The sequence below is a fragment of the Polaribacter sp. M10 genome (assembly GCF_054968445.1).
This window is the reverse complement of record NZ_JBSSBG010000007.1, coordinates 139,433-161,244: the sequence shown is the minus strand read 5'-3', so window position 1 is coordinate 161,244 and position 21,812 is coordinate 139,433. Positions and strand designations below refer to the sequence as shown.

The window sequence follows — 21,812 nt, the reverse complement described above, 5'->3', positions numbered from 1 at the left end:
AGTTATAAAAAGTAAGACGACTAAAGTACAATTTTGTTACAAGGGAAAAAAGGTTAAAGTTTGTTACATTTTATAGCAATCAACTTTAAAAAATGATTTTTGAGCTTAAAACTAATATTCATTAAAATCAAAATCATCAAAAATGTCAAATTCATCATCATCATCGTTTTCACCTTCTAATTTATCTGCAACAAATTCTTTTTCAGGTGCTTCAGCAGGAATTTCGCCAACGGTTAAAATAGTTTGTGGTAAATCTTCTCTATTTTCTGATGATATTTCTATCACATCAACATAAAACGTCCACATATTTAAAAAATCATAAACATAAATTAATTTATCATTTTCTAGTGGTAAAGTGTCTTTTAAAATACAAGTTTGCATAGAAATAGCTTCGCCTGCTTCTGCCATATTAAACAACGGAATTTCTTCACCTTGGTTCCATTCGTCGTCAGTTTTGTAAAAAGAAGCCATTTCTTGCCCTTCAAAACCAAATGCAGTTGCAATTGTATTGTGTAAAATTTCTAAATTGATATGCTCATCAACCAAAATTGTTCTAATAACATCTTCTTTAGTATCTAAGATAACTCGTATTTTGTACATATAATCATTAAAATATTGAGCTGCAAAAATACAATAAATTATGCTTATTTTTACAATCTTAATCACGCTTAAATGGATAAAGAAAAAACGCTTTTAGCACTAAATAGTCTTAATAAAAACACCTTAATGGAAACTTTAAAAATAGAGTTTGTAGATGTAGGTGAAGATTTTTTAAAAGCTAAAATGCCAGTAAATACAGCAGTTTACCAGCCTTTTGGTATTTTGCATGGAGGTGCAACTGCAGCCTTAGCAGAAACTGTTGGTAGTTGTGCATCTGCTTTATTTGTAGATACCAAAACTAAAATTATAAAAGGTATTGAGCTAAGTATAAACCATATAAAAAGTGTAAAAGAAGGTTTTGTTTTTGGTATAGGAAAACCAATTCATAAAGGTAGAACTACTCATCTTTGGGAAATTAAAATTGTAGACGAAAAAGACAACTTAATTTCTATTTGTAAACTAACCAATATTGTTTTAGACAAAAAATAGTAGATGAGAATTTTTGATAAAGTGATTCGTTGTTATAACGAAAAATTGCCATTTGTAATTTATAGAAAACCAAATAAAAATACTATTTCTGGTTTTTTTAGGCCAAATGATGCGCTAATTTATACCACAAGTTTTAAAGAATCTGGTTTTGTTTTTGCGCCTTTTAATGCCGATAAAAAAGCCCTGTTATTTCCAACTGAAAAATCTGAAGAATTCCAAGAAACCATCAACTTAAAATTTGATGATGCTGCTCTTGAGAAAACTTTTTTGGTGGATGAAACTGCGAAAGAAAAACACATCAATTTGGTTGAAAAAACCATTGCAAAAATAAATGCCAGCAATTTAAAGAAGATTGTAATTTCTAGAAAGGAGTTGGTTAAAATCAGTAATTTTGATTTGCTCGAAATTTATAAAAAATTATTACAAAATTATAAAAATGCTTTTGTGTATTGTTGGTATCATCCAAAAGTTGGTTTGTGGTTTGGTGCAACACCAGAAACGCTTTTAAATATCGAAAATGATGTTTTTAAAACCATGTCTTTAGCTGGCACTCAGGTTGATAATGGACAAGAAAAACCTCTTTGGAAAAGCAAAGAATTGGAAGAACAACAATTGGTTACCGATTTTATTGAACATCAATTGCATACAATTTCATCAAAATTAAAAATTGATAAAACAGAAACTATAAAAGCAGGTAATTTACTGCATTTAAGAACTAAAGTAGAAGGGAAGCTTAGTGAAAAATCAGACTTAAAATCATTAGTTAGAGCATTACATCCAACACCTGCAGTTTGTGGTTTGCCTAGAAATATGGCGAAAGATTTTATTTTAGAAAACGAAAATTATGATAGAAGTTTTTACACTGGTTTTTTGGGTGAACTGAATATCAATAAAAAATCGTCGCTTTTTGTAAACTTAAGATGCATGCAAATACAAAATAACACTGCTATTATTTATGTTGGTGGTGGTATTACTAAAGATAGCATTGCTAAAAATGAGTGGCAAGAAACGGTTTTAAAAAGTAAAACCATTAAAAAAGTTTTATAAAAAAACTGCAAGCATAATTGCTTACAGTTTTTTGAAACGTGTAAATTGAATTTGAATTATATACTAAATTGTAAAAATAATATACTGAGTAAAATAATTCATCAAAAAAAAACTAATTAAAAATCAAATAGATAGTATTAAATATCATCAAAAGAAACATCTGTAAAACTCTGTGCAGATTTTGGTTCTTCTGTAAAATTATCTTCTTTTTTAAAGTCTTTTTGATGACGTTCGCTAATTACCTCATTACCTTTTTCTGCAATAATGTAATCTGTTGCTTTTTTTAGCATTTCATGAAAATCAGAAAAATCTTCTTTATATAAATAAATTTTATGTTTTTGATAGTGGAAAGATCCATCATCATGCGTAAATTTTTTACTTTCTGTAACAGTTAAATAATAATCGTCTGCTTTTGTAGCTCTTACATCAAAAAAATAGGTTCTTCTTCCTGCTCTTAGTACTTGCGAAAAAATTTCCTCCTGTTCAACTCTCTCTGCCATAATCTTTTTAAATAGTAGTTATTTTTGTTTGTTATGTGTACAAATCTAATAAAATAATTTAGGTAGCAATGTTAAACATTAAAATTCTTTTTCTAAAAGTTGTTGATCGTACAAATCTTTGTAATAACCTTCTTTAGTTATTAATTGATTGTGAGTTCCTTGTTGTGTAATTTTACCATCATCTAAAACAATTATTTTATCTGCATTTTTTGCTGATGAAACTCTGTGACTAATAATAAATGTGGTTTTATTTTTAGATACTTTTTCTAAGTTAGAAAGTATTTTTTCTTCGGTTTCTGTATCTACGGCTGATAAGCAATCATCAAAAATTAAAATTTTAGGATTTTTAATAATTGCTCTTGCAATAGAAACACGTTGTTTTTGTCCGCCAGAAAGAGTTACACCACGTTCTCCAAGAATTGTGTCATATCCTTTTGGAAAATCAATGATGTTTTTATGTACATCAGCATTTTTTGCTGCAGTTGTAATTTCTTCTTCTGTAGCATCTTCTTTACCAAATTTAATATTGTTACTAATTGTGTCAGAAAACAAAAAAGGATCTTGAGGCACAAAACCAATCTGATTTCTAATATCGTTTAAATTGGCTTCTTTTATTGGTTTGTCATCTAACAAAACTGTGCCTTGTTTGGTATCATACAATCTAGAAATAAGTTCTATAATTGTAGATTTTCCAGAACCAGTTTTCCCTAAAATAGCTAAAGTTTCACCAGGATTTACAGTAAAATTGATGTTTTTTAAAGCAGTAATATTAGTATCATCATAAGTAAAAGTAACATCTTTAAACGTAACTTTTCCGTAAATTTCTGTAGGTGTTTTGCTTTCGTTTTTAATTTCTGGCACTTGGTCCAAAAATTCATTAATTCTAGCTTGCGATGCTTCTGCTTGTTGCACCATAGAAGTTACCCAACCCACAACTGCCACTGGCCAAGTTAAAATGTTTACGTACATGATAAATTCTATGATAACTCCAGATTTTATTTCGCCATTTATGTATTGATTTCCACCAACATAAATTACAATTAAGTTGCTCATTCCGATTAATAAAATCATTAAAGGAAAAAACAATGCATTTGCTTTTTGTAGGTTAATGTTTTTCTCTTTGCTTAAATCTGAAATGGTATCAAAATCTTTAATTATGGAAGATTCAATTCCGTAAGATTTTACCACATTTATCCCTGAAAAAAACTCTTGATTAAAAGTGGTTAATTTTGATAAATATTGCTGAACAATTGTACTTCTTTTATGAATAATTTTACTCAGTATAAATATAGAAATAGATAATAAAGGAAAAGGTATTAAAGTATATAATGTAAGTTTTAAATCTACTCTTGTCATTTGTGTAAAACCTACTGCAAAAAGCACTAGCATATTCATGGTATACATAACAGCTGGGCCAACATACATTCTTACTTTACCAACATCTTCGCTAATTCTGTTCATTAAATCACCCGTTCTATTTTTTTTATAGAAATTAAGCGATAGTTTTTGGTATTGCTGATAGATTTCGTTTTTTAAATCGAATTCTATCAACCTAGAAGTAACAATAATAGTTTGCCTCATTAAAAAGGTAAAAAAACCACTTAATAAAGCCACACCTACTATAATAAGTACATTTTTTAAAAGTTCGTCTTTAACAATGGCTAAATCTGTAACAGCTCCGTTTTTATAATCTTCTACAATATTAAAAGATTCTTTAATAATTCTTGGAACTTGAAGCGCAAGAAGTTTAGATAAGACTGTTATTAACAATCCTGCTAAGATGCGCCATTTGTATTTAGAAAAATATTTGTTTAAATATTGTAATGCTTTCAAAAGAGAATTGAGTTAAAATATTGAGCACGAAGATACGAGTTTCAGAAAGATATATTTTCTTAAAAAAGAATTAAAAAAGTGATGTTGAGAAACTAAATAAATACTATTTTTGCAAAGCAAATTAAAAAGCGATTTAAGTTCTTTACAATGATTAACAGAAGACATATTCGAGTTAAAGTAATGCAATCTGTGTATGCTATACAACAATCTCATAATGATGATATTATTAGAGAAGAAAAGTTTTTAAAACACAGTATTTTAAAAATGTACGATTTGTACGTTTTAAATTTTCAATTAATAATTGAAGTACAAAAATTAGCAGCTAAAAAAATAGCGCTATCTAAAAAGAAAATTCTTGCCACTAAAGAAGATTTAAAACCCAACACTAAATTTATTGACAATAAGCTGATTAATCAACTTGCAGAAAGTATCAGTTTAGAAGGTTATGTAGAACTAAATAAGTTAGATAATTGGGAGTTAGATGATGAGTATGTAAAAATTATTTTTGATGAATTGCAAAAAAGCGATTTGTACAAAAAATACATAAACACCACAGAAGACTCTTTTAAGGTTGATAAAGCATTTGTAATCGATTTTTTTAAAGAAATTATAGCACCAAACGAAAAGTTATCTGAATATTACGAAGATAAAATGATTTCTTGGTTAGATGATATTCCTTTTGTAAATACGTGGGTTGTAAAAACGTTAAGCAAATGTAAGCCAGACAAAACCTTTATTTTAAGTAGATTATACAAAGATAAAGATGATGAAGAATTTGTATCTAATTTGTTTAAAAAAACAGTTTTAAAACACAAAACTTACGAAGAAGATATTACTGCAAAAACTCCTAATTGGGAAACTGATAGAATTGCAGACATAGATATGATTTTAATAAAAATGGCAATGACCGAGTTTCTTAATTTTCCTTCTATACCAGTAAGGGTTACTATTAATGAGTATATAGAAGTTGCCAAAGATTATTCAACATCAAAAAGTAGTTATTTTATAAACGGAGTTTTAGATAAAATATCGAAAGAGTTTCTGAAAGACAAAAGAATTGTTAAAATAGGTAGAGGATTGCTATAAGCTCATCATTTTAGACAATTTTTATTATTTTTACACAAATTATAGAATTATGAGAAAAATAACAATATTATTCGCTTTTATACTTTCTACCACTTTATTCGTTTCTTGTGGAAAAGAAAAAGCAGCTGCAAAAATTAACAAAGAAAATTTAGAAGTAGCAAAGTCTAGAGATGTAGCTATTAAAAAAGGAGCAGCTTCAATTTCTTTCGAAAACAAAGAATTTGATTTCGGAACTGTAAATGAAGGCGAAATTGTAGAAACAGTTTTTAAAGTTACAAATTCTGGTAAAACAGATTTAATTATTACTGATGCAAAAGTTACTTGTGGTTGTACAGTACCTGTTTGGCCTAAAAAACCTATTAAACCAGGAGAAACTGAAGACATTCAGGTAAGATTTAACACAAGTGGAAAAAGAAACAGACAACAAAAAAACATTACTTTAATTACTAATACCGAAACTGGAAGAGAAATTTTAACTCTTAAAGGTATGGTAACACCAAAAGCAAAATCATAATTTAATTTTTATAATGGATTCAGGAACCTTAGCAAGTATGTTGCCATTTGCGGCAATGATTTTAGTATTATATCTTTTTATTTTAAGACCACAAATTAGCCGTCAGAAAAAAGAAAAGGCTTTTCAGGCAGAAATAAAAAAAGGAGCTAAAGTAATTACCACAAGTGGTATTCACGGTAAAATTGTAGAAATTAACGCTACAGACAATACCATTACAATAGAAACTGGAGCAGGAAAAATTAAATTTGAACGTTCTGCAATTTCTATGGAATTGAGTAAAAAATACTCAGCACCAGCAAAAAAGTAATTTTTTTAAAAAAAATATGTAATGAGCTTTTTCTAGATTTAGATTAAGCTCATTTTTTTGTTTACAAGCTTTTTCAGTAGATTGCAATAAATTTAAAATCAGGGTGAAATCTTCAAAGAAAATACCGAAAACATTTATTAGTTTTTTAATCATTTCTTCTGTAATATGGTTATTAATTACATTCTCTAAAGAATATACTTCTGTAATAACTTATACAGTAGATTATACAAATATTGCGCAAGATAAATTGCTACAAGAAACACCAATTAAACAAATAAACATTGCTGTAAAAGCATCTGGTTTTAAAATTTTAAGGTCTAAAATTAGAAATAAAAAACTTCATTTAGATGCATCGAAATTAACTAAGAAAAATGCTTCAAAATATTATTTTTTACCAAGAAATCAGTATTTAAAAATTCAAAAACAATTAATTTCTGGTGTTCAATTGCAAGAAATTATACAAGATACCATTTACTTAAATTTAGGTATTTTGGCTTCAAAAAAAGTAGCATTAAAACCCAATTTAGAAATCGATTATCATATTGGATACGATCTTTTAAACGAAATAAATTATCAACCAGATTCTATTGTAATTTCTGGACCAGAATCTCAAATTAAAGAAATTAGCCATTTAAATTTAAGTAAGTTGGTTTTAAAAGATGTAAAATCAGATTTTAATAAAGAAGTCAGTATTATAAAACCAGTTAAACAACAAAACTTAAAGTTTAAGCAAAAAAAAGTTACCATTTCTGGAAAAGTTGATAAGTTTACAGAAGGCACATTGCAAGTACCTTTTATCATTAAAAACTTGCCAGAATCTGTTAATTTAACCACACTTACAGAAAATATTGAAGTTGTTTTTGTGGTTGCTTTGTCTAATTTTACAAAAGTTTCAACTTCATCTTTTCTTATTGAATGCGATTATGCTTTATCAGAAAAAAATAATTTAGGGTATTTAATACCAAAAGTAATTGCAAAACCAGATTTTTTAAAGAGTATTAAAATTACACCCTCAAAAATTGATTTTTTAATTCAGAAGTAAATGATAATAGTTGGTTTAACAGGTGGTATTGGTAGTGGTAAAACTACAGTTGCAAATTTTTTTGCTGCTCATAAAAATGTGGCTATATATGTGGCAGATGTAGAAGCTAAAAAATTGATGAACGCATCAAAAATCATCAAACAAAAAATAACAGCTACTTTCGGTAAAGATGCTTATATAGATGATGCTACTTTAAATAGAAAATACATTGCAGATATTGTTTTTAAAAATAAACAAAAATTATCTGAGCTTAATGCAATTGTACATCCAGAAGTAAAAAAACATTTTCAAGAATTTATCAAACAAAATATAGAAAAAGACTACATTATTTATGAGAATGCCATTTTATTTGAAAGTAAAAGTCATTTAAAGTGTGATGTTATTATTACAGTTTATGCAGATTTAGAAACTAAAATTAATCGAGTTATTTCTAGAGATTCTTGCTCTAGACAAGAGGTTTTAAATAGGATGAAAAATCAATGGAATGATGAAAAAAAAATGCATCAATCTAATTATATTATTTTTAATAATTCTCTTGATGAAACTCAAAATCAAGTGCACAAAATCCATCATATTTTAACAGAAAAATTCTAAAAGCTTTATTTAAATTTAACGTTATTGTTAAATTAGTCTTAAATTTCTATTTTTTTTGTTAATCAACGTTAAAAACGCGAAATGCAATTTTTTATTGGCTTAACTTTGATTTATGGGCAAAAAAATGTTTGTTCTTATCGTAATTTTAATGAGCATTTCCTTGATTGGAATTATTGCTGTTCAGCTGTATTGGATAAACAATGCTGTAGATAGTAAAAGAGAACAATTTAAGAATGATGTTAAGATTTCTTTAGGTAGAGTAGCTGAAAGAATTAATGAAAAAGAGCGCGCTTTTTTAGAAAAGAAATACGAAGGTATTTTAGAAAATTCGGTGATGGCAGATGAAGCACAAATTAAGAATTTTCTGTTTCAAGAAATTGATACAACCACCAAAGAAAAGTTTACTTATGGAGGTACAATTTTAGAAGAAAATTTTAAAATGCCTACCGATTTTTTAGATAATGATAGTATAATAGTAAAAAGAATAACAGGTAAAAACGATTTTTTTCAATCAAAATTAATAAAAGGACCCGATAATCTTTTTTCTTCTGTAGATGAAAAAAGATATTCATTTACCTCTCGATTACGAAGTATAGAAAAAAGTGAGTTCGAAGAGGTTTTTAGAAATATAAACAAAACAAAACCAATACATAAAAGAATAAGTAATAAAGAATTAAATGCAACAATTAAAGATGAATTAAACAAAAGAAATATTAATTTAGACTTTAAATATGGAGTGTATAGTAATGATCAATTAGCCACAAAACTAAAATCGGGTTATTATACAATTAACAAACAAAATAGTATTAAATATCCATTAATAAAAGACGGAGAAGGTAATCCTGAATATTTGTTATATGTAACTTTTCCATCGAAAAACAAACATATATTATCGGGTATTTCTAATATTTTATTATTGTCTTTATTTTTTATATTTATCATCATTATTGCGTTTTCAAGTTCTTTATACCAATTAACAAAACAGAAAAAAATATCAGAAATTAAAACGGATTTTATTAATAATATGACACACGAATTTAAAACGCCAATAGCAACAATTAATTTGGCTCTAGATTCTATAAAAAATCCAAAAATTATTAGTGATTCTGAAAAAGTAATGCGATACATTAACATGATTCGCGACGAAAATAAAAGAATGCATACGCAAGTTGAAAATGTTTTACGTATTTCTAGATTAGAAAAAAACCAATTAGACATTAGCAAAAGCGTTATCGATATTCATGATGTAATAGACGATGCTATTAATCATGTAAGTTTATTAATTAATGATAGAAATGGAACGATAAAAACCCATTTTGAGGCAATTATATCAGAAATTTCAGGAAACGAGTTTCATTTAACCAATGTATTTGTAAATATTTTAGAAAATGGAATTAAATACACAGAAGGAGCTCCAATTATAGACGTATATACAGAAAGCACCAATAAGTTTTTTATTGTAAAAATAAAAGACCAAGGTATAGGAATGGTAAAAAACGTACAAAAACACGTTTTTGACAAATTCTATAGAGAACAAAAAGGAAATGTACATGATGTAAAAGGTCATGGATTAGGTTTAGCCTATGTTAAAGAAATTGTAGATAAACATCATGGAACAGTGTTTGTTGAAAGTGAAAAAGGAAAAGGAAGCATATTTACAGTGAAATTACCTTTAATTTAAAAGTTTAAAAATGGGAAGTAAAAAGATTTTATTAGTCGAAGATGATCCAAATTTTGGAACAGTCTTAAAAGATTATTTAGCGTTAAATGATTATAACGTTACACATGCTAAAGACGGTATAGAAGGATTAATTATGTTTAAAAATAGCGATTTCGATCTGTGTATTTTAGATGTAATGATGCCTCGTAAAGACGGTTTTTCTTTAGCACAAGACATTAGAGCAACAAACAAAGAAGTGCCAATTATTTTCTTAACCGCAAAAACATTAAAAGAAGATGTTTTAAAAGGTTATGCAGTTGGTGCAGATGATTATTTAAATAAACCTTTCGATTCAGAAGTTTTATTGCACAAAATTAAAGCAATTTTGCAACGTAAAGAAACAGATAAATCTGCTGAATCAGAACAATTTGAGTTTGAAATTGGTTCTTTTTTCTTTAACTCTAAATTGCGTCACTTATCAATTGGTAAAGATGGCGAACCTAGTAAATTATCGCCAAAAGAAAGTAAATTGTTAAGAATGTTGGCCATACATAAAAATGATTTAATGCCAAGAGAATTAGCCCTTACCAAAATTTGGAGAGACGATAATTATTTTACGTCTAGAAGTATGGATGTTTACATAGCTAAATTACGTAAGTATTTAAAAGAAGACGAAAATGTTGAAATTTTAAATATCCATGGAGAAGGTTTTAGGTTGGTTGATAAATCATAAAAAAAGAATTACTTCCATAAAAATAGAACTCAACTTAGTATTAAGTTGAGTTTTTTTGTACTTTTATCTTATGGCAGAATTCATTAAAATATATAATGAAAACCCAAATCAAAAAGCAATTGATAAGGTTATCGATATTCTTAAAAAAGGAGGGTTAATCATCTATCCTACAGATACAGTCTATGGTTTAGGTTGCGATATAACCAACCCAAAAGCCTTAGAAAAAATAGCAAAAATAAAAGGTGTAAAACTAGAAAAGGCTAATTTTTCTTTTGTTTGTAACGATTTAAGTCATTTATCAGATTATATAAAACAAATAGATTCACCAACTTTTAAACTGCTAAAAAGAGCATTGCCTGGGCCTTATACTTTTATTTTACCTGGTAGTAATAATTTACCAAGAGCTTTTAAAAAAAGAAAAACAGTAGGTATTCGTATTCCTGATAACAATATTGCAAGAGCTTTAGTAACAAGTTTAGGCAACCCAATTGTGTCTACTTCTATTAGAGATGATGATGATATTTTAGAATATACTACAGACCCAGAATTGATTTATGAAAAATGGCAAAATTTGGTAGATGTTGTTATTGATGGTGGTTATGGAGATAATTACGCATCAACAATAATAGATTTAACCAATTCTGAACCAGAGATTATTAGAGAAGGTAAAGGAAGTTTAGATGTGCTCTAACGTTTAAATTATTTTAAATTTTTAAATTTAGTTTTTCCTAAAACAAAATATTGCCAAACAATACTGGTGTGTAAATTGTAATCTTGTTTCTTTTGCAAACGTTTACGTTTTTTTAAAAATTTTAAAAAGTTTCTGTAAAAACTAAAATGCGCTTTTAAAATTGCCCAAGTATGAATAGGTCTTAGCTCAAAAATAAATTTAACACCAGCAATTCCATCTAAAACTAACCTAGAAAAAACAACAAATAAAAACCATTTTTTAGGCACGTTTTTAACCACATTTAATAAGCTATTTCTAAAATTTAAAAACGTTTTATGCGGATTAGATTCTTGCAAAGTAGCACCACCAACATGAAAAACTGTAGAAGTACCAACATATTTTACTTGGTAACCAATATTTTGCGTTCTCCAACACAAATCGATTTCTTCTTGATGTGCAAAATAATCTTCGTCAAAACCACCAATTTTATGATAAATTGTAGATCGAATAAATAAACATGCTCCAGAAGCCCAAAAAATTTCAGTAATATCATTAAACTGATTATGGTCTTTTTCTAGGTGATTAAAAACTCGTCCTCTACAATAAGGATATCCATATAAATCGATAAAACCACCACCTGCACCTGCATATTCAAACTTAGATTTGTCTTTGTAATCTAAAATTTTTGGTTGTATAATAGCCGTTTTTTCATCAGCCTTAAAAACATCTAAAATAGGAGGTAGCCAGTTTTGGGTAACTTCTACATCAGAATTTAATAAGCAATAAATGTCTGCGTTAATGTTTTGTAAAGCATCATTATAACCTTTGGCATAACCACCATTTACTGCATTTTTTATGATTTTTACAGTCGGAAAATTATCTTTAACAAATGCAATGGAATTGTCTGTAGAGGCATTATCTGCCACATAAATTTCAGCTTCATTTTTACTAAAATTTACAATAGAGGGTAAAAACTGTTCCAACAGTTTTTGTCCATTCCAATTTAATATTACGATTGCAGTTTTCAAGGTTGCGAAATTACATTTAAAAAATTAGTTTACTTCTAATTTTATCTTAATTATAAGCAGGAATTTCTTTTAAAAAAATATAGGTTTCGTTTTTAAAATCCATTTTGCAATAATAATGTTCTAGACCATTGGTAACTATTAAATAATTTGCTTTTAATTTTAGGTTATATCTCGCAATTTGATCAAAAGTAGCTTGTGTAATTTTTATTTGTGGAGCTTTGCATTCTACTATAATATCGGGTTTGCCAGCTGCATTAAACACCAAAATATCTGTTCTTTTTTTTCGGTTGTTAATGGTTAACTGTTTTTCTAAGGCAATTAAAGAAATGGGATACTTTTTTTGATCAATTAAAAAAGAAACATAATGCTGACGAACCCATTCTTCTGGTGTTAACACAAAATATTTTTTTCTTAATTTATCAAAAATAAGCGTCTTATTTTCGCTATTTTTGAGTTTGAAATTATATGTAGGTAGATTGAGTTTTTGCAGCTTCATTACCACGAATATCACAAATAAAAATGATTTATAAAAAATAAAGCTACGATATTGTTGGTACTTTATTTGAAGTCCATAATAAATTTAGGTGGTGGTTTTTTAGAAGTTGTTTATAAAGATGCATTAGAATATGAATTAAAGAAGAAAAATATAAGTTTTAAAAGAGAAAAAGAATATGTAATTAATTATAAGGACGTTATTTTACCACATAAATGTTATGCTGATTTTGTAATTTTAGATAAAATAATTTTAGAAATAAAATCAGTGAAAGAATTTCATCCAAAGCATATAGCTCAGTGTATTAATTATTTAAAAGATTCTGGAAATAGATTATGTATTTTAGTTAATTTTTAAAATGAATCATTAGAATTCGAAAGAATTGTATTATGATTATCTTGCCACCAAATTCACAAATTTTGTGATTTATAAAATGATTATTTATTGGTGAATTCGCAGTGAATAAAGTAAAAAAATAAATGAACGAAATAAGAACCATTGTTTCAGATATTAAAAAAGGGAATGTAAAACCCATTTATTTTTTAATGGGTGATGAACCTTATTATATTGATAAGATTTCTGATTATATAGAAGAAACTGTTTTAGACGAATCTGAAAAAGGTTTTAATCAGCAGGTTATGTATGGTAGAGATGCAACTATAGAAGATATTGTTTCTGCAGCCAAACGTTTTCCGATGATGGCTGAAAGACAAGTGATTATTGTTAAAGAAGCCCAAGATTTAAGTAGAAGTATAGAAAAGTTGGTGGCTTATGCCCAAAATCCCCAGCCTACAACTGTTTTAGTGCTTAATTACAAATACAAAAAGTTAGATAAACGTAAAAAGCTGCATAAAGCTATTGCAAAATCGGGTTTAATTTTTGAAAGCAAAAAGCTTTATGAAAATCAAGTTGCAGATTGGATTCGTAGAGTTTTAAGCGGAAAAAAATATCAAATAGAACCGAAAGCGGCTCAAATGTTGGTAGAATTTTTGGGTACAGACTTAAGTAAAATATCAAACGAATTAAGTAAGTTGATGTTAATTTTACCAAAAGAAACCATTATTAATGACAAACATATAGAAGAAAATATTGGTATTTCTAAAGACTTTAATAATTTCGAATTACAAAAAGCAATTGGTGCTAAAGACATTGCAAAAGCCAATAGAATTATCAATTATTTTGTGGTAAATCCGAAAAACAATCCAACAGTAATGACCATTTCTTTACTGAATAATTTTTTTACAAAATTGTTGCTTTTTCACGGTTTGCAAGACAAATCTAAAAGTGCCGTTTCTAAAGCATTAGGCGTTGGTTTTTATTTTATAGATGATTATTTTTTAGCAGCTAGAAATTATCCAATGCGAAAAGTAGCACAAGTTATTGCTTTTTTAAGAGATGCAGATGTTAAGAGCAAAGGAGTTGGCGCAAATCAAACTCAAGGAGATATTTTAAAAGAATTGTTATTTAAAATTTTGCATTAGATGAACGATAAAAATATTCTAATAAAAGAATTAAGAAATATTGGTTTAACTAAAGAAGAATGGAATAATATGTTTTACAAACATTTAGATCATCATTTAACGCAATTTGGAGTTTAATCTATTTTCTGTTCAGAAAATCTTGATAAGCGTTTTGAGTAATCGCTTTTCCTAAAGAATCTAGTTGAGTTGTATTTTTACCATCATCTAGAATTGGTTTTTTACTGATGTAATCGTAAATAAAAACACCGTCTTTAGAAATGGTTCCATAACCTTTATTAAAGATATAATGAGCATATTGTTTGTTAGATGTGTTAAAGATATTTTTACTAAAACTAAAATCTTTATTATCGCCATTTACTAAATCTAAAAGAGAATAAGAAAAATCAACTTGACTAGAAATAGCAGGAATTTCGATTCCTTTTTTGTTTAAAGCACCACCCAACCAAAGCATAGGAATTCTAAATTTTTTAGGAGAAAAATAAGGCCCATCATGTTGTGGAGAACTGTGTCCATGATCTGACATTATTACAATTAATGTGTTTTTATACCAAGGTTGTTTTTTGGCAAATTCAACAAAATCACCAATGGTTTTATCTGTGTAATGATGTGCACTTCTAAAAGTATTGTCATGAGTATCATTCCCAAATTTATACTCACCTTTAATATCATAAGGCTCATGGCTAGATAAAGTTAAAGCAATATTAAAAAATGGTTCTTTTAGTGCTGTTGATAAATCTTTGGCCAAACGTTTCATAAAAACATCATCGTAAGCACCCCATTTAGAGCTCCAATCTTTGGTGTCAAATGCACTTCCATCTACAAAATTAGTAATACCCGCATTTCGCAAATAGGTATTCATATTTCCAAAATTTAAATCTCCACCATAATAAAAAGTAGTTTTGTAACCTAAATCTATCATCTTTTGAGGCAACATTGGTAAACTTCTAGTTTTGTTGGGCGTACGCATTATTCTTTCTATAGGTTGTGGGTAATAACCACTTAAAACAGCAGGGATACCTTTGTCTGTTCTATCTCCATTTGCATAAAAATTGGTAAATAAAATTCCTTCTTTAGAAAGTCTATTTAAATTAGGAGTAACATTGGGCTCACCACCTAAAGAACCAATAATTTTGGCAGGTAAACTTTCCCAAAGGATTAGAATAACATTGGGTTTATCAGTATTTAAAACAGAATCGATATCAGCTTCTAAAAGTTTTCCTCTTCTTTCATTTTCTATATTTAAAGCTGTTTGTTCATCAAAATATTTATAATAGTTTATACCATCTGTTTTATGAGTTAATGTGTTAAAGAAATTCCAGATAAAATTTATTGCAGCATGATTTGCAAACATTTTATCAGAAAAATAAACATTACTTTGGTTTATTGGTATGATTTGAAAACCACCTCTTATAGGTATTAATAATGATAAAGTTAAAATAAGAAAAACGGGTATTTCTAACCATTTACCATAATTAATTAAATTACTGTAGTTCTTAAGGTTTTTAATGAAAAGTTTAATAAAAACAAATGAAATAACCAACCAAGCCAGTCCTCCAGAAATCATTTGAAAATTGGAAACACTAGAAAGCATTAACTCAGGCGTATTTAAATAGGGTAGAATAGAAGTGTCTAAACGCGTTCCCCAAGCTTGATACAGACCAGCATCAATCAATAATAATAAGTTTATAATTATGATTAAAACAATTGTATACCATTTTGTAAAACTTACAATTATAGTTTTATTGATGAATATTGAGAAAAGAATCAGAAAAAACGGAATTATTGATAAATAAGCTGCAAAAGATACATCTAACTTTAATCCGTATAAAAATGTTTTTAGAATGGTTAAAAAGCTAATTTCTTGAGTTTTATCAAAATAATACATCAAAAAAAAAGCACGTGCAAAAACAAAATAAAGTACCCAAAAAAGAAAGTAGAAAAAGTTAAATCTTATTCTATTGATTATATTTCTCAAAATCGAACAAATTTTTTACAAAAAAACAACATTATTTTAATGTAAAAAAAATATTAACACAAAGTTAGTCAGTAACTTTTAATCGTGCTTGGGCAGTTACAGAAACATCAGCATAATTATTATTTAAATACTTTAAATAACCAGTTATAGCAATCATTGCAGCATTGTCTGTGGTGTACTCAAACTTCGGAATAAATGTAGACCAACACCAATGTTTTTCAGCAAGTTCTAATCTTGCTCTAATTTCTGAATTTGCAGAAACTCCGCCAGCAATTGCAATTTTTTTAATTCCGGTTTTTTTTACGGCATTTTTTAATTTATCCATTAAAATTTCTACAATAGTATATTGTATAGAAGCACAAATATCATTTAAATTTTCTTCTATAAAATTAGGGTTAATTCGTTGTTGTTTCTGAATAAAATAAAGAATTCCAGTTTTTAAACCACTAAAGCTAAAATCTAAATCGCCCACTTTTGGTTTTGTAAAAGAGTAAGCTTTTGAATTCCCTAATTTGGCATATTTGTCTATTAAAGGTCCTCCAGGATAAGCTAATCCTAAAATTTTGGCAGATTTATCAAAAGCTTCTCCAACAGCATCATCAATAGTTTCTCCTAAAATTTCCATTTCAAAATGATTGGTAATTTTAACAATTTGTGTGTGTCCTCCACTAATAGTTAAACATATAAAAGGAAAATCAGGAATTTTATTCTGTTCATCCTCAATAAAATGCGCTAAAATATGCGCTTGCATGTGGTTTACATCTATAAGTGGTATTTGCAAACCCAAAGCCAAAGATTTAGCAAAAGAGGTGCCAACTAACAAAGACCCCATTAAGCCAGGACCTTTGGTAAAAGCAATTGCAGACAATTGTTCTTTGGTAATATTTGCTTGTTCTAATGCTTGCTGTACAACAGGAACAATGTTTTGTTGATGTGCTCTAGAAGCCAATTCTGGAACTACACCACCATATTTTGAATGCACTTCTTGGTTGGCAACCACGTTACTTAAAACTTTTGCATCGCAAATTACAGATGCACTTGTATCATCGCAAGAAGATTCTATTCCTAAAATATATATGGGTGAATTCATAAAATAAGTTAAAGTCCTGCAAAATTAAGTATAAATTTATCTAAGTTTTTAATTTTAATTATAGATATTTAATAGTTTCTTAAATTTGTATGATATTTATAATAATTGGCAGTATTTTTGATTATTATTTACATAATTTTTAATTCTTAAAAACAACAACTTCCATCAAAAATAAAAGAAAAAAAATACTAAAATGGTTAGGGTACTTTCTACTCTTTTTGCTATTGATTAGTATGATACTGTCTATACCAGCTGTACAAACAAGAATTGGAAATTATGTAACCAAAAGAATAAATGCAGATTTTGGTACAGATGTAACTATAGAAAAAGTAGATTTTTCTCTTTTGGGTAGTGTACAATTAAAAGGAGTAAAGATTAAAGATCATCATAAAGACACCTTAATTTTTGTAAACAAATTAAGTACCTCAATAATTAATGCAAAAAGAATTATAGATAGCGAGGTAAATTTAAAAAGCATTTATTTGGACGATGCCTTTTGTTATATGAAAACGTATAAAGGAGAAGATAATGATAACCTTTCTATTTTTATAGATTCTTTTGATTCTGGAAAACCTAAAGATTCTCTTGCAAATCCATTTATACTGCAAACTTCAGATGTTTATGTAAACAATTTAAATTATAGATTGGTAGATGCCAATAAGAAAGATTCTATTGACTATGCTGTGCAAAATGCTGGAGGAAATTTACAAGATTTAGATATTAATGGACCAAATTTTTCTACAAACATAAGAGGTTTACATTTTACAGATAAATACGGTTTAGAAGTTACCAATTTAACAACAGATTTTACGTATACAAAAACTGCCATGCATTTTGGCACTACAACTTTACAAACCAAAAAAACAGATATTAATGCTGATATCGATTTTACATACAATAGAGAAGATTTAATAGATTTTAATAATAAAGTGCAAATAGAAGCGCGTTTTAATAAAAGTGATATTGCAGTTCAAGATATTAAAAAGTTTTATCAAGAATTAAGTGGTTCTGATATTTTAACTTTAAAAGGAGGATATTTAAATGGAACTCTAAACAATTTTGAAGTAGAAAAACTGAATTTATCATCAAAAAAAGGACTTCTTATTAACGGGAATTTATCTTTTGTAAATGCTTTAAGTACTGAAAGAGGTTTTATTTTTGAAGGAGATTTAGCCAATTTAAAAGCCACTTACAAAGAACTAAAAAGTATTTTGCCAAATGTACTTGGTAAAACCCTACCAAGTGAATTCGATAAACTCGGTAAATTTAATTTAAGAGGATATGTAAAAGTTACGCCTGTACAAATTCAGGCAGATATTGCTGTAAATTCTGAGATTGGAGCCACAATTACAGACTTACAAATTTCTAATATCGATAATATCGACTATGCAACATACAGTGGAGAAATTGAACTGCAAGCATTTAATTTAGGAGCTTTTTTTAACGATCCGTTATTTGGTAAAGCCTCATTAAAAGGTGATGTTGATGGAAGTGGATTTAAATTAGATAATATAAATACTACTTTTCTTGGTAAGATTTCTGAATTGGAATTTAAAAACTATAATTATCAAAATATAACTGCCAATGGTCAGTATCAAAACAATAAATTTGATGGAGATTTAAATGTGGATGATGTTAATTTTAAAATGACTTTTAATGGCTTGGCAGATTTATCGGATGAAATTAATAAGTTCGATTTTAAATCGAATATAAATTACCTAAATCTAAAAGAAACCAACTTATTTACAAGAGATAGCATTGCCAATTTAAAAGGAATTATAGAATTGGATGTAGAAGGAAATACTTTCGATGATATTGTTGGTAATGCTGTTTTTAAAGACGTTTTTTATACCAATCAAAAAGAAGAATTTAGCTTTAAAGAATTTAAAATAGCATCGTCTGTAAAAGACAGTATTAAAAGAATCGATTTAACTTCAGAAGATATTGCTAACGGTTTTATAGAAGGTAAATTTACTTTTTCGGAAGTAGGTAGAGTTGCTCAGAATGCTTTGGGTAGCATTTATACCAATTATCAACCTTACACTGTAGCACCAAATCAGTTTGTCGATTTTAATTTTACCATTTACAATCAAGTTGTAAATGTTTTTTTTCCTGAAGTTTATATCGATGATAATACCAAAGTTAAAGGTAAAATACAATCGAATAAAAATCAATTAAAGCTTACATTTTCATCACCTAGAATAGATGTTTATGGCAACGAATTGAAAGATATTTTATTAAGAACAGACAATCAAAATCCATTTTATAACTCGCATTTAACAGCATCAGAAGTAAATACAAAATACTATAAAGTTTCTAAATTAAACCTTCTGAATAAAACTCAGAACGACACTTTATTTTTTAAATCTGAATTTAATGGAGGCTTAAAAAACAACGAAAATTTTAATTTAGATTTTTTCTATACCATTAATAAAGATGAAAAATCGGTTTTAGGTTTCGAGAAATCTACTTTTGTATTTAAAAATACGGCTTGGAACATAACTCCTGATGATAAAAATACAGATCAAATTATTTTTGATTTAAGCAAGAATGAGTTTGACTTTAGTCAGTTTAAATTAACATCTGGTCAGCAAGAAATTAAGTTTTTAGGCAGTATTAAAGGCGATTCTGATAAAAAACTTTTTGCAGATTTTACCAAAGTAAGGCTACAAAGTTTTATGCCAGAAATAGACAGTTTGGCTTTAAAAGGTAGGGTTTCTGGTAACTTAGATTTTATACAAAGTGATAATGTTTATCAACCCGAAGCAATTTTAGTAATTAAAGATTTCGAAGTAAATAACTTTAATCAAGGAGAATTAGCCATAAGTGTTATTGGCGATAATTCTTATGAAAAATACGATGTAGATTTATCTATAAAAAACGAAAAAGTTAAAAGCATTGCAGCCACTGGTGTTTTAGATTTTTCTAATAAAAGGCCGTTAATAGATTTAGAAGTGTTTTTAGAAGATTACAAATTGCAAGCATTTAGCCCTTTAGGGCAAGATGTAATATCTTCTTTAAGAGGTAGTGTGTCTGGTAACTTTTATTTAAGAGGTTTTTTAGGAAATCCAGATATGTTAGGGAGTTTAAAGCTTAAAAATGCAGGATTAAAATTCCCATATTTAAATGTTGATTATGATTTTGATGGCATATCTGTAATTACGCTAGATCAACAATCCTTTATTTTAGAAGACATAAAGTTATTAGATACCAAATATAAATCCGCTGGTAAATTTATAGGAAGCATAACTCATCTAAATTTCGAAAAATGGTTTTTAGATTTAGAAATTGATACCGATAATTTATTGGTATTAGATACCAAAAATACTGAAGAAGCTTTGTATTATGGAACTGCATTTATGGACGGTTCTGCAAATATTACAGGTTTAACAGATCAATTAACTATAGAGGTTAACGCAAAAACAAATCCGAACACAAAATTTGTTGTGCCTTTAAAAGACGTAGAAACTGTAGATAGTTATAGTTTAATTCATTTTAAGAGTGATAAAATTTCTACAGAAGACAAACAAAAAGAATTGGCAAAAGAAGCTGTAAAAGGGTTAGATTTAAATATTAATTTAGAAGTTACAAAAGATGCTCTAGCACAAGTTGTAATTGATGAAGTTAATGGAAGCCAATTAAAAGGTAGAGGAGCAGGTAATTTGCAAATAAGAATAGACACCAGAGGTAAATTCGATATGTTTGGCGATTATATTATTGATAGTGGAGTTTACGATTTTAAATACGGAGGAATCATCAATAAACCTTTTGTAATACAAAAAGGAGGTACAGTTTCTTGGAGTGGAAACCCGTACGAAGCCAACTTAGATGTAACAGCAATTTACACAGCCAAAGCAAATCCTGGTGTTTTATTAGAAAATTTTAATTCGAATAGAAAAGAAGAAATCGATTTGGTAACAAGAATTTCAGGAAGTTTATTCAACTCTAAACAAGAATTAGACATACAACTTACCAATGTAGATCCTACCATAGCTAGTGAGTTAGAGTTTATTTTAAATGATAATAATGTAAACGAAAAAACAACTCAATTCATATCATTATTGGCCTTTAATTCTTTTAGAAATCCAGATAAAGCAAGTTTTGATGTAAACAATACACTAGCAAGTACAGCATCAAGTGCAATTGCGGGTGCTTTTTCTAACCTTTTAAACAGTCCTGATAGTAAATTTCAACTGGGTTTAGATTATCAACAAGGAGAAGTAAATGATATAGATCGATTAAATATAGACAATCAAGTAGATTTATCTGTAAGCACACAAGTAAGCGATCGAGTTATCATAAATGGAAAAGTGGGGGTGCCAGTTGGAGCACAAACACAATCTAGTGTAGTTGGCGAAGTTAAAGTAGAAGTACTATTAAATTCTGAAGGTAATTTTAGAGGAATTATTTTTAATCGTCAAAACGAAATCCAATATTCGCAACAAGAAGAAGGCTACACACAAGGTGTAGGACTTTCTTATCAAGTAAATTTTAACACTTTGTCTGGGTTACTAACAAAAATTGGATTAAAAAAGAAAGCTAAAAACAAAGCAAATAAAGCAATTAAAAAAGACTCTTTACAACCTAAAAAGAATCAATTGATAAACTTTGAGGGGAATTTATAGTTAACATTTTTATAAAGATTTTATAATGATTAGTTGTCGAAAAAA

General features: G+C 27.9%; 20 protein-coding genes. 13 read left to right on the top strand and 7 right to left on the bottom strand.

Features of this window, described 5'->3' with window-relative positions; translation table 11 throughout:
- Window positions 1-111: 111 nt before the first annotated feature.
- The gene (locus tag ACWYN7_RS09080) at window positions 112-600 is read right to left on the bottom strand and encodes an IS1096 element passenger TnpR family protein (RefSeq protein WP_462859600.1); all 489 of its coding nucleotides are present in this window, start codon (window positions 598-600) and stop codon (window positions 112-114) included.
- A 72-nt stretch (window positions 601-672) separates the two neighbouring features.
- Here ACWYN7_RS09080 and ACWYN7_RS09075 point away from each other — a divergent pair, with 72 nt between their 5' ends.
- Window positions 673-1,089, top strand: a complete 417-nt coding sequence (locus ACWYN7_RS09075; protein ID WP_462859599.1) for a PaaI family thioesterase — start codon at window positions 673-675, stop codon at window positions 1,087-1,089.
- 3 nt (window positions 1,090-1,092) lie between these two features.
- The gene (locus ACWYN7_RS09070; RefSeq protein WP_462859598.1) at window positions 1,093-2,136 is read left to right on the top strand and encodes a chorismate-binding protein; all 1,044 of its coding nucleotides are present in this window, start codon (window positions 1,093-1,095) and stop codon (window positions 2,134-2,136) included.
- A 137-nt stretch (window positions 2,137-2,273) separates the two neighbouring features.
- On the opposite strand, the gene ACWYN7_RS09065 is transcribed toward ACWYN7_RS09070, so the two are convergent.
- Both ACWYN7_RS09065 and ACWYN7_RS09060 read right to left on the bottom strand, forming a co-directional pair.
- Window positions 2,274-2,636: a PUR family DNA/RNA-binding protein gene (locus ACWYN7_RS09065; RefSeq protein WP_462859597.1), complete on the bottom strand. Its 363-nt coding sequence runs from the start codon at window positions 2,634-2,636 to the stop codon at window positions 2,274-2,276.
- A gap of 78 nt (window positions 2,637-2,714) precedes the next feature.
- On the bottom strand, window positions 2,715-4,469 hold the full coding sequence (locus tag ACWYN7_RS09060; RefSeq protein WP_462859596.1) for an ABC transporter ATP-binding protein: 1,755 nt from the start codon (window positions 4,467-4,469) through the stop codon (window positions 2,715-2,717).
- A 147-nt stretch (window positions 4,470-4,616) separates the two neighbouring features.
- Here ACWYN7_RS09060 and nusB point away from each other — a divergent pair, with 147 nt between their 5' ends.
- The 8 genes from nusB (at window position 4,617) to ACWYN7_RS09020 (ending at window position 11,096) form a co-directional block, all read left to right on the top strand.
- On the top strand, window positions 4,617-5,555 hold the full coding sequence (gene nusB / locus ACWYN7_RS09055) for a transcription antitermination factor NusB (RefSeq protein WP_462859595.1): 939 nt from the start codon (window positions 4,617-4,619) through the stop codon (window positions 5,553-5,555).
- 49 nt (window positions 5,556-5,604) lie between these two features.
- Window positions 5,605-6,069 (top strand): DUF1573 domain-containing protein, encoded by a 465-nt coding sequence (locus ACWYN7_RS09050; protein ID WP_462859594.1) that lies wholly within the window; start codon window positions 5,605-5,607, stop codon window positions 6,067-6,069.
- 13 nt (window positions 6,070-6,082) lie between these two features.
- On the top strand, window positions 6,083-6,376 hold the full coding sequence (gene yajC / locus ACWYN7_RS09045) for a preprotein translocase subunit YajC (protein WP_462859593.1): 294 nt from the start codon (window positions 6,083-6,085) through the stop codon (window positions 6,374-6,376).
- Between the two features lie 103 nt (window positions 6,377-6,479).
- A complete protein-coding gene (locus ACWYN7_RS09040; RefSeq protein ID WP_462859592.1) occupies window positions 6,480-7,418 on the top strand; it encodes a YbbR-like domain-containing protein in 939 nt (312 codons plus the stop codon).
- On the top strand, window positions 7,419-8,012 hold the full coding sequence (gene coaE, locus ACWYN7_RS09035; protein ID WP_462859591.1) for a dephospho-CoA kinase: 594 nt from the start codon (window positions 7,419-7,421) through the stop codon (window positions 8,010-8,012).
- 112 nt (window positions 8,013-8,124) lie between these two features.
- Entirely contained in the window at window positions 8,125-9,693 is a 1,569-nt protein-coding gene (locus ACWYN7_RS09030; RefSeq protein WP_462859590.1) for a sensor histidine kinase, read from the top strand.
- A 10-nt stretch (window positions 9,694-9,703) separates the two neighbouring features.
- Window positions 9,704-10,405 (top strand): response regulator transcription factor, encoded by a 702-nt coding sequence (locus tag ACWYN7_RS09025; RefSeq protein ID WP_462859589.1) that lies wholly within the window; start codon window positions 9,704-9,706, stop codon window positions 10,403-10,405.
- A gap of 70 nt (window positions 10,406-10,475) precedes the next feature.
- Window positions 10,476-11,096 carry an L-threonylcarbamoyladenylate synthase gene (locus tag ACWYN7_RS09020; RefSeq protein WP_462859588.1) on the top strand — a complete coding sequence of 207 codons (621 nt, stop codon included), beginning with the start codon at window positions 10,476-10,478 and terminating at the stop codon, window positions 11,094-11,096.
- An 8-nt stretch (window positions 11,097-11,104) separates the two neighbouring features.
- On the opposite strand, the gene ACWYN7_RS09015 is transcribed toward ACWYN7_RS09020, so the two are convergent.
- Both ACWYN7_RS09015 and ACWYN7_RS09010 read right to left on the bottom strand, forming a co-directional pair.
- Window positions 11,105-12,103, bottom strand: coding sequence for a glycosyltransferase family 2 protein (locus ACWYN7_RS09015; RefSeq protein WP_462859587.1), 999 nt, complete (start codon window positions 12,101-12,103; stop codon window positions 11,105-11,107).
- Between the two features lie 46 nt (window positions 12,104-12,149).
- Window positions 12,150-12,593 (bottom strand): type I restriction enzyme HsdR N-terminal domain-containing protein, encoded by a 444-nt coding sequence (locus ACWYN7_RS09010; RefSeq protein WP_462859607.1) that lies wholly within the window; start codon window positions 12,591-12,593, stop codon window positions 12,150-12,152.
- A gap of 72 nt (window positions 12,594-12,665) precedes the next feature.
- Between ACWYN7_RS09010 and ACWYN7_RS09005 the strand changes: the two genes are divergently transcribed.
- Window positions 12,666-12,953 carry a GxxExxY protein gene (locus ACWYN7_RS09005; RefSeq protein WP_462859586.1) on the top strand — a complete coding sequence of 96 codons (288 nt, stop codon included), beginning with the start codon at window positions 12,666-12,668 and terminating at the stop codon, window positions 12,951-12,953.
- Between the two features lie 122 nt (window positions 12,954-13,075).
- Window positions 13,076-14,077 carry a DNA polymerase III subunit delta gene (gene holA / locus ACWYN7_RS09000; RefSeq protein WP_462859585.1) on the top strand — a complete coding sequence of 334 codons (1,002 nt, stop codon included), beginning with the start codon at window positions 13,076-13,078 and terminating at the stop codon, window positions 14,075-14,077.
- Window positions 14,078-14,195: 118 nt separating this feature from the next.
- On the opposite strand, the gene ACWYN7_RS08995 is transcribed toward holA, so the two are convergent.
- Window positions 14,196-15,962 (bottom strand): LTA synthase family protein, encoded by a 1,767-nt coding sequence (locus ACWYN7_RS08995; RefSeq protein WP_462859606.1) that lies wholly within the window; start codon window positions 15,960-15,962, stop codon window positions 14,196-14,198.
- A 154-nt stretch (window positions 15,963-16,116) separates the two neighbouring features.
- Entirely contained in the window at window positions 16,117-17,142 is a 1,026-nt protein-coding gene (gene tsaD / locus ACWYN7_RS08990; RefSeq protein WP_462859584.1) for a tRNA (adenosine(37)-N6)-threonylcarbamoyltransferase complex transferase subunit TsaD, read from the bottom strand.
- Between the two features lie 233 nt (window positions 17,143-17,375).
- Here tsaD and ACWYN7_RS08985 point away from each other — a divergent pair, with 233 nt between their 5' ends.
- Window positions 17,376-21,767: a translocation/assembly module TamB domain-containing protein gene (locus ACWYN7_RS08985; RefSeq protein ID WP_462859583.1), complete on the top strand. Its 4,392-nt coding sequence runs from the start codon at window positions 17,376-17,378 to the stop codon at window positions 21,765-21,767.
- Window positions 21,768-21,812: the final 45 nt, after the last annotated feature.

Coding starts and splice junctions, on each gene's coding strand:
- tsaD (WP_462859584.1), bottom strand. CDS start 17,142: ATGAATTCACCCATATATATTTTAGGAATAGAATCTTCTTGCGATGAT.
- yajC (WP_462859593.1), top strand. CDS start 6,083: ATGGATTCAGGAACCTTAGCAAGTATGTTGCCATTTGCGGCAATGATT.
- ACWYN7_RS08995 (WP_462859606.1), bottom strand. CDS start 15,962: ATGTATTATTTTGATAAAACTCAAGAAATTAGCTTTTTAACCATTCTA.
- ACWYN7_RS09050 (WP_462859594.1), top strand. CDS start 5,605: ATGAGAAAAATAACAATATTATTCGCTTTTATACTTTCTACCACTTTA.
- ACWYN7_RS09075 (WP_462859599.1), top strand. CDS start 673: ATGGATAAAGAAAAAACGCTTTTAGCACTAAATAGTCTTAATAAAAAC.
- ACWYN7_RS09020 (WP_462859588.1), top strand. CDS start 10,476: ATGGCAGAATTCATTAAAATATATAATGAAAACCCAAATCAAAAAGCA.
- ACWYN7_RS09080 (WP_462859600.1), bottom strand. CDS start 600: ATGTACAAAATACGAGTTATCTTAGATACTAAAGAAGATGTTATTAGA.
- ACWYN7_RS09065 (WP_462859597.1), bottom strand. CDS start 2,636: ATGGCAGAGAGAGTTGAACAGGAGGAAATTTTTTCGCAAGTACTAAGA.
- nusB (WP_462859595.1), top strand. CDS start 4,617: ATGATTAACAGAAGACATATTCGAGTTAAAGTAATGCAATCTGTGTAT.
- ACWYN7_RS09030 (WP_462859590.1), top strand. CDS start 8,125: ATGGGCAAAAAAATGTTTGTTCTTATCGTAATTTTAATGAGCATTTCC.
- ACWYN7_RS08985 (WP_462859583.1), top strand. CDS start 17,376: ATGATACTGTCTATACCAGCTGTACAAACAAGAATTGGAAATTATGTA.
- ACWYN7_RS09070 (WP_462859598.1), top strand. CDS start 1,093: ATGAGAATTTTTGATAAAGTGATTCGTTGTTATAACGAAAAATTGCCA.
- holA (WP_462859585.1), top strand. CDS start 13,076: ATGAACGAAATAAGAACCATTGTTTCAGATATTAAAAAAGGGAATGTA.
- ACWYN7_RS09025 (WP_462859589.1), top strand. CDS start 9,704: ATGGGAAGTAAAAAGATTTTATTAGTCGAAGATGATCCAAATTTTGGA.
- coaE (WP_462859591.1), top strand. CDS start 7,419: ATGATAATAGTTGGTTTAACAGGTGGTATTGGTAGTGGTAAAACTACA.